The sequence below is a fragment of the Parapontixanthobacter aurantiacus genome (assembly GCF_009827635.1).
Classification (GTDB): domain Bacteria; phylum Pseudomonadota; class Alphaproteobacteria; order Sphingomonadales; family Sphingomonadaceae; genus Parapontixanthobacter; species Parapontixanthobacter aurantiacus.
In genome coordinates this window covers 1-13,523 of sequence record NZ_WTYW01000001.1, presented here as the reverse complement: position 1 = coordinate 13,523, position 13,523 = coordinate 1, and the positions used below count along the sequence as shown (strand labels likewise).

The 13,523-nt window shown below is 59.5% G+C and carries 11 protein-coding genes and 1 pseudogene; 4 read left to right on the top strand and 8 right to left on the bottom strand.

Going from position 1 to position 13,523, the window contains the following annotated elements; genetic code table 11:
- The first annotated feature begins 311 nt into the window (after positions 1-311).
- On the top strand, positions 312-1,697 hold the full coding sequence (fumC, locus tag GRI38_RS00060) for a class II fumarate hydratase (RefSeq protein ID WP_160681009.1): 1,386 nt from the start codon (positions 312-314) through the stop codon (positions 1,695-1,697).
- Between the two features lie 260 nt (positions 1,698-1,957).
- Here the strand turns inward: fumC and GRI38_RS00055 are convergent, their stop codons facing one another.
- The 5 genes and pseudogenes from GRI38_RS00055 to GRI38_RS00035 form a co-directional block, all read right to left on the bottom strand.
- Positions 1,958-2,332, bottom strand: coding sequence for a response regulator (locus tag GRI38_RS00055; protein ID WP_160681008.1), 375 nt, complete (start codon positions 2,330-2,332; stop codon positions 1,958-1,960).
- Positions 2,325-3,821, bottom strand: coding sequence for a sensor histidine kinase (locus GRI38_RS14000; protein ID WP_237487282.1), 1,497 nt, complete (start codon positions 3,819-3,821; stop codon positions 2,325-2,327). The genes GRI38_RS00055 and GRI38_RS14000 overlap by 8 nt, the downstream gene beginning before the upstream one ends.
- A gap of 154 nt (positions 3,822-3,975) precedes the next feature.
- Positions 3,976-4,623: pseudogene (locus GRI38_RS14305) on the bottom strand (GAF domain-containing protein); the annotation flags it as partial.
- A gap of 1,071 nt (positions 4,624-5,694) precedes the next feature.
- A complete protein-coding gene (locus GRI38_RS00040) occupies positions 5,695-6,087 on the bottom strand; it encodes an ACT domain-containing protein (RefSeq protein ID WP_237487280.1) in 393 nt (130 codons plus the stop codon).
- 36 nt (positions 6,088-6,123) lie between these two features.
- Entirely contained in the window at positions 6,124-6,774 is a 651-nt protein-coding gene (locus GRI38_RS00035) for an amidohydrolase family protein (protein WP_237487388.1), read from the bottom strand.
- A 95-nt stretch (positions 6,775-6,869) separates the two neighbouring features.
- On the opposite strand from GRI38_RS00035, the gene GRI38_RS00030 reads away from it, so the two are divergent.
- The 3 genes from GRI38_RS00030 to GRI38_RS00020 are packed head-to-tail and all read left to right on the top strand — an operon-like array spanning position 6,870 to position 10,238.
- Positions 6,870-7,154 (top strand): DUF4212 domain-containing protein, encoded by a 285-nt coding sequence (locus GRI38_RS00030; RefSeq protein ID WP_237487279.1) that lies wholly within the window; start codon positions 6,870-6,872, stop codon positions 7,152-7,154.
- 5 nt (positions 7,155-7,159) lie between these two features.
- The gene (locus GRI38_RS00025) at positions 7,160-8,935 is read left to right on the top strand and encodes a sodium:solute symporter family protein (protein WP_160681006.1); all 1,776 of its coding nucleotides are present in this window, start codon (positions 7,160-7,162) and stop codon (positions 8,933-8,935) included.
- 22 nt (positions 8,936-8,957) lie between these two features.
- Positions 8,958-10,238, top strand: coding sequence for a serine hydrolase domain-containing protein (locus tag GRI38_RS00020; RefSeq protein WP_160681005.1), 1,281 nt, complete (start codon positions 8,958-8,960; stop codon positions 10,236-10,238).
- Positions 10,239-10,316: 78 nt separating this feature from the next.
- Here GRI38_RS00020 and GRI38_RS00015 read toward each other — a convergent pair whose 3' ends face one another.
- From GRI38_RS00015 to GRI38_RS00005, 3 genes are all read right to left on the bottom strand, one after another.
- Positions 10,317-11,321: a sugar kinase gene (locus tag GRI38_RS00015; RefSeq protein WP_160681004.1), complete on the bottom strand. Its 1,005-nt coding sequence runs from the start codon at positions 11,319-11,321 to the stop codon at positions 10,317-10,319.
- A 273-nt stretch (positions 11,322-11,594) separates the two neighbouring features.
- Positions 11,595-12,371, bottom strand: coding sequence for a glutathione S-transferase family protein (locus GRI38_RS14185; protein ID WP_272916416.1), 777 nt, complete (start codon positions 12,369-12,371; stop codon positions 11,595-11,597).
- Entirely contained in the window at positions 12,275-13,051 is a 777-nt protein-coding gene (locus tag GRI38_RS00005; RefSeq protein WP_160681003.1) for an NAD(P)H-hydrate dehydratase, read from the bottom strand. The genes GRI38_RS14185 and GRI38_RS00005 overlap by 97 nt, the downstream gene beginning before the upstream one ends.
- Between the last annotated feature and the right edge of the window lie 472 nt (positions 13,052-13,523).

Sequence of the window (13,523 nt, the reverse complement as noted above, 5' to 3'; positions counted from 1 at the left end):
CACGCCCCGGTTCCCTTGATCCTTGTTTGCTTGGGGCGCAATTCAACCTCCGTGACGACGATGATCACGCCGTCTCCGTCCTTTGGGCGGGATCGAAACTGTGGGCGCTTTAAAGTGATCACAGATGCGGATTGTAAGGTCGCGATAGTTGGCCGTACACATCCTTCACACGTGCTGGACGTTACGATCATTAGGCATGCCAAAAAATGATCGCGATCTTTTGATACCATCGCTTGCGGAAGAAATGGCAATATTTCTCTGCTACGGCCAAAACTCGAGCTTTATCAGCCAAAGAAACTTGGAGCGTCTTCTTGAGCGACACACGTACGGAAACCGACTCCATCGGCCCGATCGAAGTTCCGGCATCCGCCTATTGGGGCGCGCAAACCCAGCGCAGTCTGGAGAACTTTCCCTTCCCCGACCACCAGCGCATGCCGATCCAGATCGTCCATGCGCAAGCAGCGGTGAAGCAGGCTGCTGCGCTGATAAATCGCAAGCATGGCCTTGATGCGAAGCTGGCCGATGCGATCGAGGCGGCTGCAAAGTCAGTGAGAGCCGGCAATCACGATGACCAGTTTCCGCTTACGATCTTCCAGACCGGCAGCGGCACGCAGACCAATATGAACGTCAATGAGGTGATCGCCGGTATCGCGAACGACAATCTGGTTGGCACGCGGGGCGGCAAACAACCTGTCCATCCCAACGATCACGTCAACCAATCGCAAAGCTCCAACGATAGTTTCCCTACGGCCTTGCACATCGCAGCCATATTGACTTCGCGGCAGCAGCTTTTGCCCGCGCTGAATGCGCTTCATTCAGCGCTCGATACCAAAGCCCGCGCCTTTTCCGATATCGTGAAGATTGGCCGTACCCATACGCAGGACGCAACGCCGCTGACACTCGGACAGGAATTCTCAGGCTATGCCGCGCAGCTTGCGAGTTGCCGAGACCGTATCGAAAATTCGCTCGAGCGGGACCTGAGCGTCCTCGCAATCGGCGGGACAGCCGTGGGCACAGGGCTAAATGCCCCTCAAGGTTGGCGCGACGATATGGTAGCGGCGCTGTCCGAAATTACTGGCGAGAGGTTCCGGCCGGCTGAAAACGCGTTCGAACAGCTTGCAGCGAAGGACGGCCTCGTTTCCTTTTCGGGCGCGCTGAACACGTTGGCCGTGGCGTTGAACAAGATCGCCAACGATGTAAGGCTGCTCGCATCAGGGCCGAGATCGGGTCTTGGCGAACTTTCGCTACCGGCGAACGAACCGGGCAGCTCCATTATGCCGGGGAAAGTCAATCCGACGCAGGTCGAGATGCTCACGATGGTCGCCGCCCAGGTGATTGGCAACCATCAGGCCGTCACGGTCGGCGGGATGCAAGGCCAGTTCGAATTGAATACCTTCATGCCGGTAATCGGTGCGAACGTCCTGCGCTCGATCGAACTGCTTGCGATCGGAATGGATAGCTTTGCACGGCGTTGCGTTGTCGGGATCGAGCCAAACGAAGAGCGGATAGCCGAATTGGTCAAACGCTCGCTGATGCTGGTCACTGCGCTGGCGCCCGAGATCGGCTACGACAACGCTGCCAAGATCGCCAAGCACGCCTTAAAGAATGGCACGACACTGAAAGACGCCGGGCTGGACCTCGGGCTAGTCGACGCCCAGACTTTCGATCGGCTCGTACGTCCCAGCAACATGGTTTGAGCTTTGGCTCGATTTGGGCCGACAGCTGATTGGCAGCTTCTGGCCAATCGAGCGTGAGAAGCTGCCGTCCCGCAAATGTCCCTTTGCAGACAGTTTCGAGGAAACGGCGATGAATGAGTATGGACATGCTCAAGGTCGCCGGTGCCGTGGTTCAGAGTTGCGCCTAGTCGCTTCCGACCTTGCCTCCGATTCAACTTCGAGACGGCAGGCAGGGGACTATCCAGCCGCTAAGCTATAATTTTCCAGTAAATGATGCCCTTTTATTTGCCAGATAGAACGTTGGCTAACGCGGCACCCAATTTATCCGCTCCGACCGGCTTTTCGCACCTTACTACGTCGTCGAACCGTGGTGGGATCATCGAGCGGTCGTAGCCTGTCGCGAACAGGAAAGGCACGTGTCGCTCGCGCAGCAAGTCGGCGACCGAGAACACGATCTCTCCCCCAAGGTTCACGTCGAGAAGCGCAGCGTCAATGCGCGCATGCGACCCGTTGAGATCGAGCGCCTTGTCCACCGAGGGGGCAGGTCCGATCACGGTTGCCCCGGCACGAGCGAGTTCGCGCGCAAGTTCGGTCGCCACATAGTATTCGTCCTCAGCGATCAAGATCGCTAATCCGGAGAACTTCTCTTCAGGCATGGCTGCTCTCCGCTTGGACGTTGCTCGCCGACACCGGGATGGCAATGGCGCAATGCACGCCATCGGGACCAAGTTCAAAGCTCGTTTCGGCGCTGAGCTGATATGGCAACGCGCCTTCGATAAGCTCGCGCCCTTGCCCGGTGCCCAGCTTCGCGACCCCAGCCGGCGGCATGCGAACGCCACTCTCGCGCCAGTCGATGCGCAGCCAAGGGCGTCCTCGGCGGTCCGGTGGGTCCATATGCCACCGGACCACAAGCCGGGCGTCAGGTTTGCTCAACGCGCCGTATTTGACCGCGTTCGTAGCCAATTCATGGAGCGCCATTCCGAGCATCTGCACCGTGCTTGACCGCAGGCGAATGCCACGCGGGCCGTCGAGCGTCACCTGACCGTCCGAATTGTCCATGGCCTTCAACTCGGTCTCGATCAGTTCGTCGAAAGCCACGCGATCGTCGTCACTCAAGCGCGACAATAGCCCCTGGACCCGCGCCAAGGCCTCAAGTCGGTCTTGGAACCGGACACGGAAATCGGGAAAGTCATCGCTTGTATCGCCGGTGCGGTTTGCCATTGTACGGACGACGCCCAGCAAGTTCCGCGTGCGATGCTGGAGTTCCCCGACCAGCACGCGCTGGCGCTCCTGCAACTCGCGAAGATCATCGACATCGGTCGATGTGCCGAGCCATTCGATGATCGCCCCCAATGCATCGCGAACTGGGGTCGCACGGGTCTGGAACCAGCGATAGCGGTCCTCGCTCGCGTGACAAACGCGATAATCGGTCTGGAACTCGCCTCGCTCGACCGCGTTCGCCCATGCCTCCTGCGCCCGCTCGCGATCATCGGGATGTACCGCATCGAGCCAACCCCAACCGTGGCTGTCCCGCTCCTCCTGCCCTGTGAATGCCGTCCATTGCGGACTTGCCCAGGTCCAACGACCATCTTCCACCGCACCCCATACGAGCTGAGGAATTCCTTCCATCAATACTTGGAGGCGTTGCTCGGCTTCACGTAACGCCATTTCAGCACTGGCGCGCTCGACCGCGGCCCAAGTGCGTTCGGCTACTTCTTGCACCAATGCAATTTCCGCGTTGGTCCATTTGCGCGGCCTGTCCTCAACGGCGCAGAGCATCGCCGTTGGCTGCCCATTCTTGACGAGTGGCGCCATCACGAACGCGGGGGTCTGGGTCGAGGCTAAACCCGCCTTGTCTCGCGGCATCAAATTCGGGTCGTTGGCCACATCGTGGACCGCCATCGTCTCGCCCGCGTGCATGACAGTGGTGAAGCCGGGGAAGTCGGTGATCGGCCAGCGGCCCACGGTGGAGCGTCGGCCGGGCGCAACGTAGGCGCGATCGATGACGTAATGGTCTACCCCGTCTAGCGTTTCGACGAGACCGTAATTGACGGCGCGGACGTCGAGATGCTCTCCCAGCAGGCGCGTCGCAGTCTCCTGAATTTCGAGGGCGTCGGTTAGCGGTCGCAGCGCGTCGCTTAACATTAGGAGAAACGCCTGCCGCTCCTCGCTTTCGCGCAGCGCCGCCTCCGCCCGCGCGCGCTCGATGGGCGGAAAAACGCGGCTCGCGACCTCTTGGAGGAGAGAGATATCCTGCGCGTGCTAGTCCCGTGATCCACTCGGGCTCCACGGTCTCGTAAACTTCGCGCACTGTGCGTCCCTGCGCTTCTGCCACCGGGATGCCCGACAGCCGCTCGAAGGCAGGGTTCAGCTCCAGGTAGCGCAGGTCGACAGCGCGCCCGTTGGCGTCGCGGATTACCTCACCTAGGGCGTAGCCCTGGCCCATGTTCTCGAACAGCGTGCGGTACTTTTCTTCGCCGGCCTGGATCTCGGCGACCTGCGCTGCGACCCGCTGTTCAAGCTCGTCCTTGCCGGCCCGTGCTTCCTCCAGTGCCTTGACGGTCCGAAACCCAGCGGAGGCGAAGCGGGCCAGGTTCCTCAGAAGCCGAGCATCTTCCCGGTCGAACTTTCGGGTGGGGTTATGCGCGTTGGCCCAGAGCGTGCCGACCGGCCTGCCATCCACATGGAACGGCAACAGAAGGCTTTCATGGATAAGGGGCTCGACTTGCGCCTCCGCGAAAAACCTTTCCGGGCTTTCGATCAGCAGCAGCTCGTCGCGCCCGACTGCCAGCCCGCACGGGCTAGCATCGAACGGGATAGTGCTGCCACGCAGCTTACTCCAGACACCGGCAAGAGCCACCCAACGGAACTGGCGAACATCTGCCTTCTCTTCGATGCTGACGCCGGCAGAGTCGCCGATACCAAGCTGGACAATCGTTTCGGCCAATTTTTGAAGCAGATTATTAGGTCGCTTCGCCAGCTCCTTCGCCAGCGCTTCCAACGCCCGGCTCTCCGCCTTATAATCCGGGGCGCGGCCGGGTCTTTTCCCTAGCCGGTCGGTGATGGATTATGTCATCAGCGCGGGATGGTTCTCTTTCAACGATCTTCGGTTCCTTTCGCCATAAGGCGAAACGCATCCGACGGGAATTGTTGCCGCGATCGCCGGATTCCAATGAGCTGCGCGAAGTTATGAACATAGAACACCCTGGACCTTGATTGCGACGAACCCGAACCTCACGAACTGATGGTCCAAGCCACTCCAGCTTTTCCCGCGAATCGAAAGCAGGCCTCCTGCGCTCTTCGCGATTATCACGTTCGTCTTCTGCGTGAGAAAAAAGGGCGTCCAACACTCCTGTCGTAGACGCCCTCCTCGTCGATCTCGATCTGCGAGAGCGGAGAGAGCATAAAACGCCGCAAGCCGGCTCACACACGCATCTTATCGTCGGACTGCCACGGTATCGCCAGGGCGGGATTATAACAGATGTGGGTGATAACGGCAGAACTTTGCGCGTCCGGAAGGCCTGAACTGATTTTTTGGATCGTGCGGCAATCGAAACGAAGTTCGTCTGCTTTGGGCAATCAATCCGTTAAGCCTGAATGGCTGCAATTGAAGCGCTTAGCTGCCAGGATCTTAAGCGCTATCAGTAGCACTATGCGGGATGAATGGAACGGCGAGGATTAAAAGACCCGATCATTTAGACCGCGCAATCCGCTAGTTGGTACAGGGGTATGGAACGGGATAGGAGTTTTAGACCGTCCCTTTCTATTATTTAGAAAACAATTAGCTATGAGATGCTTTCGAATCCCTCCGTCTCCGCCACTTATCGCTTCGAAGGCATCCGATACGATCATGTCGGCGTCGCGTAATTCGGGTCGGTGTCGTTCCCAAACCGGTCGAACCTTATCGCTCCCGCTACGTCTCGGTGTTTCCTGACGTCATCACTGAACGAATGGATTGCGGCGGCAAGCCAGAGCTGAGCAACTCAGACGACACCGAGACACCGTAGGCCTTCGAGGCTCAGTCCCTACCCCAGTCTTTCGCGAGCTGTTCAAGCCGCTCGACCGCCTCTTCACCTGCGCCGGCAGGCACAAAGATATGGTCGTGCCGTGAGGCCGCGATAACGTTGCAAGCAATGCCGCAGCGAGCGAGTTCGGTGCAGACAGCGGCGGTCAGACCGACCCCTTCGAGGTCGGAATGGACGCTGAGTGTAATTCGCGCAAACTCCACCAATTCTTTGGCGTCAATTCCAAGTTTGCCAGCCTCGACGATCGATAGAACGAGTGTAGTCGCCTCGTTTTCCCTGATTACCGCGAAAGCTTGCTCAAAAGCGTGAGTGAGCAGCCGATCATCTTTCGTCTCCGCGAACACGTAGTGGGTGCGAGAGAGCACCGGAGCCATCTCCGCGATCATCCGCCGGGCATCGCCTACTGGCACAACAGCGACGTCCTATTTGATCCGAAGGCCTGCCTTGATGACAGCATCGACATGCACAAGTTCGCCGACATCGCTCAAAGGATCGCCTTCGACCGCGATAAGATCACCCCATGCTCCGGGCGCGATGACGCCGACCTCTCCCGACTGACCAAGCGCATCGGCGGCGTTACGGGTCGCAGCCTGGATTGCCTGCAACGGCGTCATTCCGAAGCGGACCATGACGGCGAATTGCCCACCGACATCCTCGTGCGGCATGACGCCTGCGTCGGAGCCGAAGACCATCTTGACCCCGGCAGCGTTGGCGTTGCGGAAGCCTTCGCGCTGGGCCGCGCTGACCATGCGCTCCTTCGCCAGATTCTCTTCAAGAACACCGTCCGCCTGTCCCTGCGACAGCGTGTATTCCGTATTGTAGATATCCATCGAGAGGGCGGTACCGTGCTCCTTCGCGAGCCGGATACCTTCCTCGTCCACGAAGCTGGCGTGTTCGATCGTGTCGAAGCCAGCGCGGATTGCGGCCTTGATGCCTTCCGCGCCATGCGCTTGAGCGGCGGCGCGCAAGCCCCAGAAATGCCCTTCGTGTCCGATTAATAGAAATCGAGTTCGCAATTGGTAGAAGTGGCGCCTACGCAATATGGCGAGCCACCGACGAAGCGCATTTCGCATAATGTGGGCGATAGCTGTCGCCACAGCTTGCCCGCCATTCGCATAAGCAATAACGTCTGCGAAGATAATGGTCGGACTAAAGAGGGGGGAGCATTTTGGAAGAGGACGAAGCCGCGCGGGAAGCGGAGGTGCGCGAGCGTCATGAGGCATACTGGCGCGAGAACGTGCGCCTGCTCATCACCTTGATGTCGATCTGGTTCATCTGCTCTTTCGGTGCCGGCATCCTGTTCCGTCGCTTTCTCGACCAGTTCATGATCGGCGGCTACCCGCTCGGCTTCTGGTTTGCGCAGCAGGGTTCGATCTACATCTTCATCGGCCTCATCTTCTTCTACGTCTGGAAGATGCGCCGGATCGAACGCAAATACGATCTGGACGACTGAGCATCATGGCGACCCAGACGCTAATCTACCTGTTCGTCGGCCTGTCCTTTGCCCTCTACATCGGCATCGCCCTGTGGAGCCGTGCCGGTTCCACCTCCGACTTCTACGTCGCAGGCGGCGGCGTCAATCCGGTCGTCAACGGCATGGCGACGGCTGCCGACTGGATGAGTGCGGCGAGCTTTATCTCCATGGCCGGTCTCATTGCCTTTCTCGGCTATGACGGGAGCGTGTACCTGATGGGCTGGACGGGCGGCTATGTCATGCTGGCGCTGCTGCTCGCGCCCTATTTGCGCAAGTTCGGCCAGTTCACCGTTCCCGACTTCATCGGTACGCGCTATTATTCGAAGGCCGCGCGCGTCGTCGCAGTCATCTGCCTCATCTTCATCAGCTTCACCTATATTGCCGGACAGATGCGCGGCGTCGGCATCGTGTTCAGCCGCTTCCTAGATGTCCAGATTACGCTCGGCATCGTAATCGGTATGGGGATCGTCTTCATCTACGCCGTGCTCGGCGGAATGAAGGGCATCACCTATACGCAGGTTGCGCAATATTGCGTCCTGATCTTCGCCTATATGGTTCCTGCGTTCTTCATCAGCTTTCTCATTACCGGCAATCCCGTTCCGCAACTTGGCCTCGGGTCGCAGGTGAACGACGGGAGCGGGCTCTACGTCTTGCAGAAGCTCGATCTGGTCCTGCAGGACCTGGGGTTCGCCGCCTATACCGACGGTTCCAAATCCATCATCGACGTATTCTGCATCACGCTTGCGTTGATGGTCGGAACGGCAGGCCTTCCGCACGTGATCGTCCGCTTCTTCACCGTGCCCAAAGCGAGCGATGCGCGCAAATCCGCCGGTTGGGCGCTCGTATTCATAGCGCTGCTCTACACGACTGCGCCCGCGGTCGGAGCCTTCGCCCGCCTCAATTTCGTCGAGACGGTGGACGGTACGCCCTACGACGAGGCGCCGGAATGGTTCACGAACTGGGAGCGTAACGACCTAATCGCGTTCCAGGACAAGAATGCGGACGGGGTCATGCAGTTGTCAGCGGGAACTGCCTTTACCGGCGCGCCCGAATATAGCGAGGACACTGGCCCCTCGGGAGAGCGACTGGTGACCAATGCGCCCGACCCGGCATCCGCCAACGAGGTCTATGTCGATCAGGACATCATGGTGCTCGCCAACCCGGAAATCGCGAAGCTTCCCGGATGGGTCATTGCGCTCGTCGCCGCCGGAGGTCTTGCCGCTGCATTGTCGACCGCCGCAGGACTGCTGCTCGTCATATCGAGCAGCGTCAGTCACGACCTCCTCAAATCGACCTTCCGCCCGAACATCTCCGAGAAAGGCGAGTTGCTGGCAGCCCGGCTCGCGGCGACAGCGGCCATCGTCGTGGCGGGATACCTAGGTATCTATCCCCCCGGCTGGGTCGCGCAGGTGGTCGCCTTCGCCTTCGGCCTCGCTGCGGCGAGCCTGTTCCCGGCCATCTTCCTCGGCATCTTCTCGAAGCGAATGAACAAGGAGGGCGCAATTGCCGGGATGGTAAGCGGCCTGCTCTTTACCTTTGCCTATATCGCCTATTTCAAGCTCGCCAATCCGGCGGCGAATATCGAGGCAAACTGGCTGTTCGGCATCTCGCCCGAAGGGATCGGCGTGGTCGGCATGGTCATCAACTTCGCCGTCGCGGTCGCGGTTGCCAAACTGACCACCGCACCGCCGGCGCACGTAAGAAAACTGGTCGATTCCATTCGCGTACCACGCGGGGCGGGCGAGGCGCGCGGTCACTGACTCGCAAGAGAGGATTTTCGGTATGAGATTGCTTGGTGCGACCCTTATTGCTGCATTTGCCCTCGCCGGATGTGCGACGGTTCCTTCCGCTTCCAAAGCTCCGAACGCTTCGTTTTCGCCCAATTGCGAGCGGATCGGGAGCTTTCTCGATAGCGCCGTCTCGCAAGGGCGAACGGTCGGAGCCTCCGCTTTCGTCTGGAAGGACGGGCAAGAGGCCTGTTTCGAGAATGCAGGATACGCATCGCGCGAGGACGGTCGGCCATTCACCCGCGATACGCTGGTGCAGATATTCTCGATGACGAAGCCGGTGACGGGCGTCGCGCTCATGCAACTATGGGAGCAAGGTCGTTTCGGTCTCGACGATCCGCTTTCCTGGTATCTGCCCGAATATGAGGGGCTGAAGGTCGCGACCGGATTGGACGACAGCGGCAATCTAGTGCTTCGCGATCCGTCGCGCCCGCCAACCGTGCGGGACATGCTGCGGCATACGGCGGGCTTCACCTATGGCGGTTCGGACGCTCCGGCGGATACGGTGTGGGCGCGCCTGCAGCCCCTTTCGCCGGACAATACTCTGGCCGAATTCTCGCAGAAGATGGCGCAGGTTCCGTTGTTATCCGATCCGGGTACGCGCTGGAACTATTCGGCAGGCGTCGATGTCCAGGCGCGGTTGGTGGAGGTCCTGTCCGGCATGGCGTTTGCCGATTACGTGGATACGAATATCTTCACCCCGCTCGGCATGGATGACAGCGGATGGAAGCGCAGCGAGGCGGACCTTGGGCGGCTTGCCAGAATCTATGTCGTCGGCACGAGTGGAGACCTCGAACCGATGCCGCGCGAGGAATGGCTGGAGCCGAACTTCGCCGGCAAACCGATGACGATGGGCGGGTCGGGGATCGTCACGACGGTCGACGACTACATGCGCTTCGCGCGAATGCTGCTGAACGAAGGCGAACTTGGCGGCGTTCGGGTCCTGGAACCTGCGACGGTCCGCCTGATGGCGACCGACGTGCTCGATCCGAGGATAACGGCGGAGAACCGCTCCTGGCTACCGAGCAAAGGCACAGGCGGCTTCGGCATCGACTTCTTCGTGCGTACCGCGCCCCCGCAAGCGCCGGAAGAGAATCGCGGAACGGTCGGCGAGTTCTTCTGGGACGGCTATCCCTCGATGCTGTTCTGGGTCGATCCGGCGCAGGACATGGCAGTCGTCTTCGCGACGCAGAAGGTGCCGTTCGACAATCCGCTTCACCACGATATCCGCGATGCGGTGTACGGCGCCGACTATTCAGGCATCGCGCCGAATTGAAGATCGAACGGGTTTGTCGACATCGACAAAGATTGAGCTGGTAGGGACGCGACAAGAGCTCCAGCGGCAAGCGGAACGCTAACGCGAAACGTCCTCCGACCCTTTCAACGCGGCCTTCCATTCGGGACGCGTCGCGCGGCAGAAGTCGCCCGGTTCGTAATGTTTCATGGCCGAAAGCGCCAAACCGCTATCAACTGCGGATTGCAAGTCTTCAGGGTCTTCCAGCCAGTTCGCCAACACGCCCGCAGCAAAGGCATCGCCCGTGCCGATGCGATCGATAATGCCGGTCAGACTTCGCTCCTCGCTTTCGGCGGAAGCGTTGCGGCTATCGATCCGCGCGGAGATGCGGTGCGTGGTGCCATTCTCGATATGCCGGGCGGTACTGGACACAGCTTTCAGCGAAGAAAATTCATTCAGCAGAGCAAGCGCAGCCTCACGCATCCGTGACCCGTTCTCGCCGGAAAATTCGCGACCGAGAAGCAATGAGGCATCCTTGTAATTTCCGAAGAACAAGTCGGCCATGTCAACCATTTCGGCAATCTCGTCTCGCCCGTCGCGACCGGTCGCCTGCCATAATGAAGGCCGGTAATTGCCGTCGAACGACAAGGTAAGCCCGCGTTGCTTCGCTTCCTTCGTCAAGGCGCGGGTCGTCGCGGAAGCCGTCGAACTTACCGCCAGAGAAATGCCGGACACATGAAGGTGGGTCGCGCCGTGCAGAGCCGTCGGGCTCACAGCATCGCCGGACGAGAAAACGCTCCCCTCCCGGTCGTATAATACCTCGCCTCCGCGCGATCCGGCCGCAGGGGTCAGGAAGTAAGTGCCCATGCGTCCTTTGCCCGTGGCGAGGTACGCAGTGTCGACGCCTTCTCGCCGCAAGGTTTTCAATGCCAGCGTTCCAAGCGGATTGTCCGGCAACGCCGAGATCATTCGTGTCGCTATGCCGAGATTGGCCAGCGCAACGGCCACATTGGCCTCCGCTCCGCCGACATGCACATCCAGCTTCGTCGTGTCGCGCAGGGTTGCACCGTCGCTCGCGGCAAAGCGCAGAAGGACCTCACCGAAACAGGCGACGACGCTTGTCATGGGCGAGCTAACCGCCCGCCAAATGCCGAGCATCCGCCCGACCGATAAAGAAGGAGATTTTGACGCTCACGTTCCTTACCACATTCCAAGCTTCCTGCGAGAAAGCAAGCGCCTCTTTGCGGTGTATTCAGGCGGCGCATCGCTTTCAATGGGTTCTCCGTCGATACCGGCTTAAGAACCTGCAAAGCACGCCTTAAAGTTCGCCCAAGGAATGCGGGTCTAGCGTGTAGGGGTGGACTTCGTTGCAGAACGAGCATTCGTAGCGAAAGCGATCTATCCAAGCCTGAAATGCGGAAGGTCGCGCGTGTCGAGGTTCGCGTCCTGGGCAAGATGGGCATAGGCGAACAGCACGATGTCGGCGATTGTCAAAGTATTGCCCAGGATGAAGGGGTGCTGGGCGAATTCGCGATCGAGGACGGAAAGAGCCCGACTGGCAACCGCCCTCTTGCTGGCGACGACTTGCGCTGGACGGCCCTTGAGCTTGTCGGTCAGTGTCCAGTATCGCAGGCTGCCGACCGAATTCTGAATATAATCGATTTCGAACGAAAGCCATTGCTGGACCTTGGCTGATCCGAAGGCATCCTCCGGTGAGAACTCGCTCCCTTGCGCCAGATACCACAAGATCGCATTGGACTCGGATACTACGCGACCATCCTCCAGCCGGATTGCCGGAACCGCTCCCCAGGGATTGACCCTAAGAAAGCTTTCCGCTTGGCCCTCGCCTTCGAAGATGCTCACGAACTCCTGTCTGTAAGCTACCCCCATGAGCCCCAGCAATTGGCGTATTTTCCACGCATTCTGCGACGGAAGATGTCGAAAAGAGTAATCATATGGGCTCGCGTTCAAAAGCCGGAAATCTCCCGGCGCCTGCCATGCGTCTTGCCAACATCCTAAATGAAGTGCGTCCTGCTCCTTGCGGTCAAACCCGCTATGAACCGCCCCTCCGGTTCGCGCTACAACAGGTCCTTCAGGATCTTCGGCAGTCCTTCCACGATGTCGCCCGCTATAAGACCAGGCCCGATACGCCTCCCCGCTTCGCCGTGCATCCATACCGCAGCGCAGCTTGCTTCGAAGGAAGGCATGCCTTGTGCCGCGAGGCCGGCAATCATGCCGGCCAGCACGTCGCCGGTTCCTGCCTTGGCCAGATAGGGGCTTGCATGCTCGTTCACGATGCTGCGCCCATCGGGATGAGCGATGACCGTGCGCGAGGATTTGAGGACGATTACGGCATTGCTCTGCTGTGCGACCCTGATTGCGCCAGCGACCGGTCCGTCTTCGAGCGCGCCGAAATTCCGCTCGAACTCGCCGATATGCGGAGTGAAGATGCAACTCGGATCGAGCCCCCCGAATTGTCGCTCTTGTGGGATAGCTCCGGCGTCGAACACACGCGCGTCCATCTCCGACGCCTTAAGCATGGTCGCTTTTTCATTGTCGGCTATTCCGCCCGGCCCGCCGAGCAGGACGTTCGCCTTCTGCGGCAGAACGTCGCTGACCATGATGTCGGGGAGGAGACTTGCGCGGTACACATCGCCTCGCTCACGAGCGACCACGCCGACGAGGCCCGCACCGATGCGCGACGCGGCACCTGCGGCCAGACGGGTCGCACCCGTAAGCTCGACCGCGCCGAAAATCGCGACGAAACCGCGGTCGTATTTATGTCCGTCGCTGGAAGGACGCGGGAGGCGTTTGCCCCACACATCCGGGTCATTGCGATCCGCGTTGTCAGTCATAACGATGCGCCTGATGTCGTCTGCATCCGCCAGCTCCGTCGATAGCTGCGAAGGGAAGAGCGCGATCTACGACACTAGGAAGACTTATCCTACCTTCTTCATAGTCCTGCCGGATAGAAGCCTTTGCCAATTGGTAGCCTAGTTCATTGGATCTGCAACTTGCGAGGCTCAGGCTGCGTTAGCAAGTAGCTTGCGAATTCTAGGAATCTCTCAGCGAAACGTTGAAGGCCGATATCCGTGTCTGCTTTCAAATGCTCGATGCCCCGCCCATAGCGAAATAATTGCACGAAAGACTAGTTACACATCATCTTCTACATCAGATGCAGCTTTCGAAAAAATTCATATTGCGCTGACTTTTATCAAGATAATGCATGCAACTATTTGGTTAACGGCACGTAGGTTGGTCGGACGAAAAGCTGCTTAAACAAGCGGTCTCACACTCAAATCGAGGAACGACCATGACCATCAAACC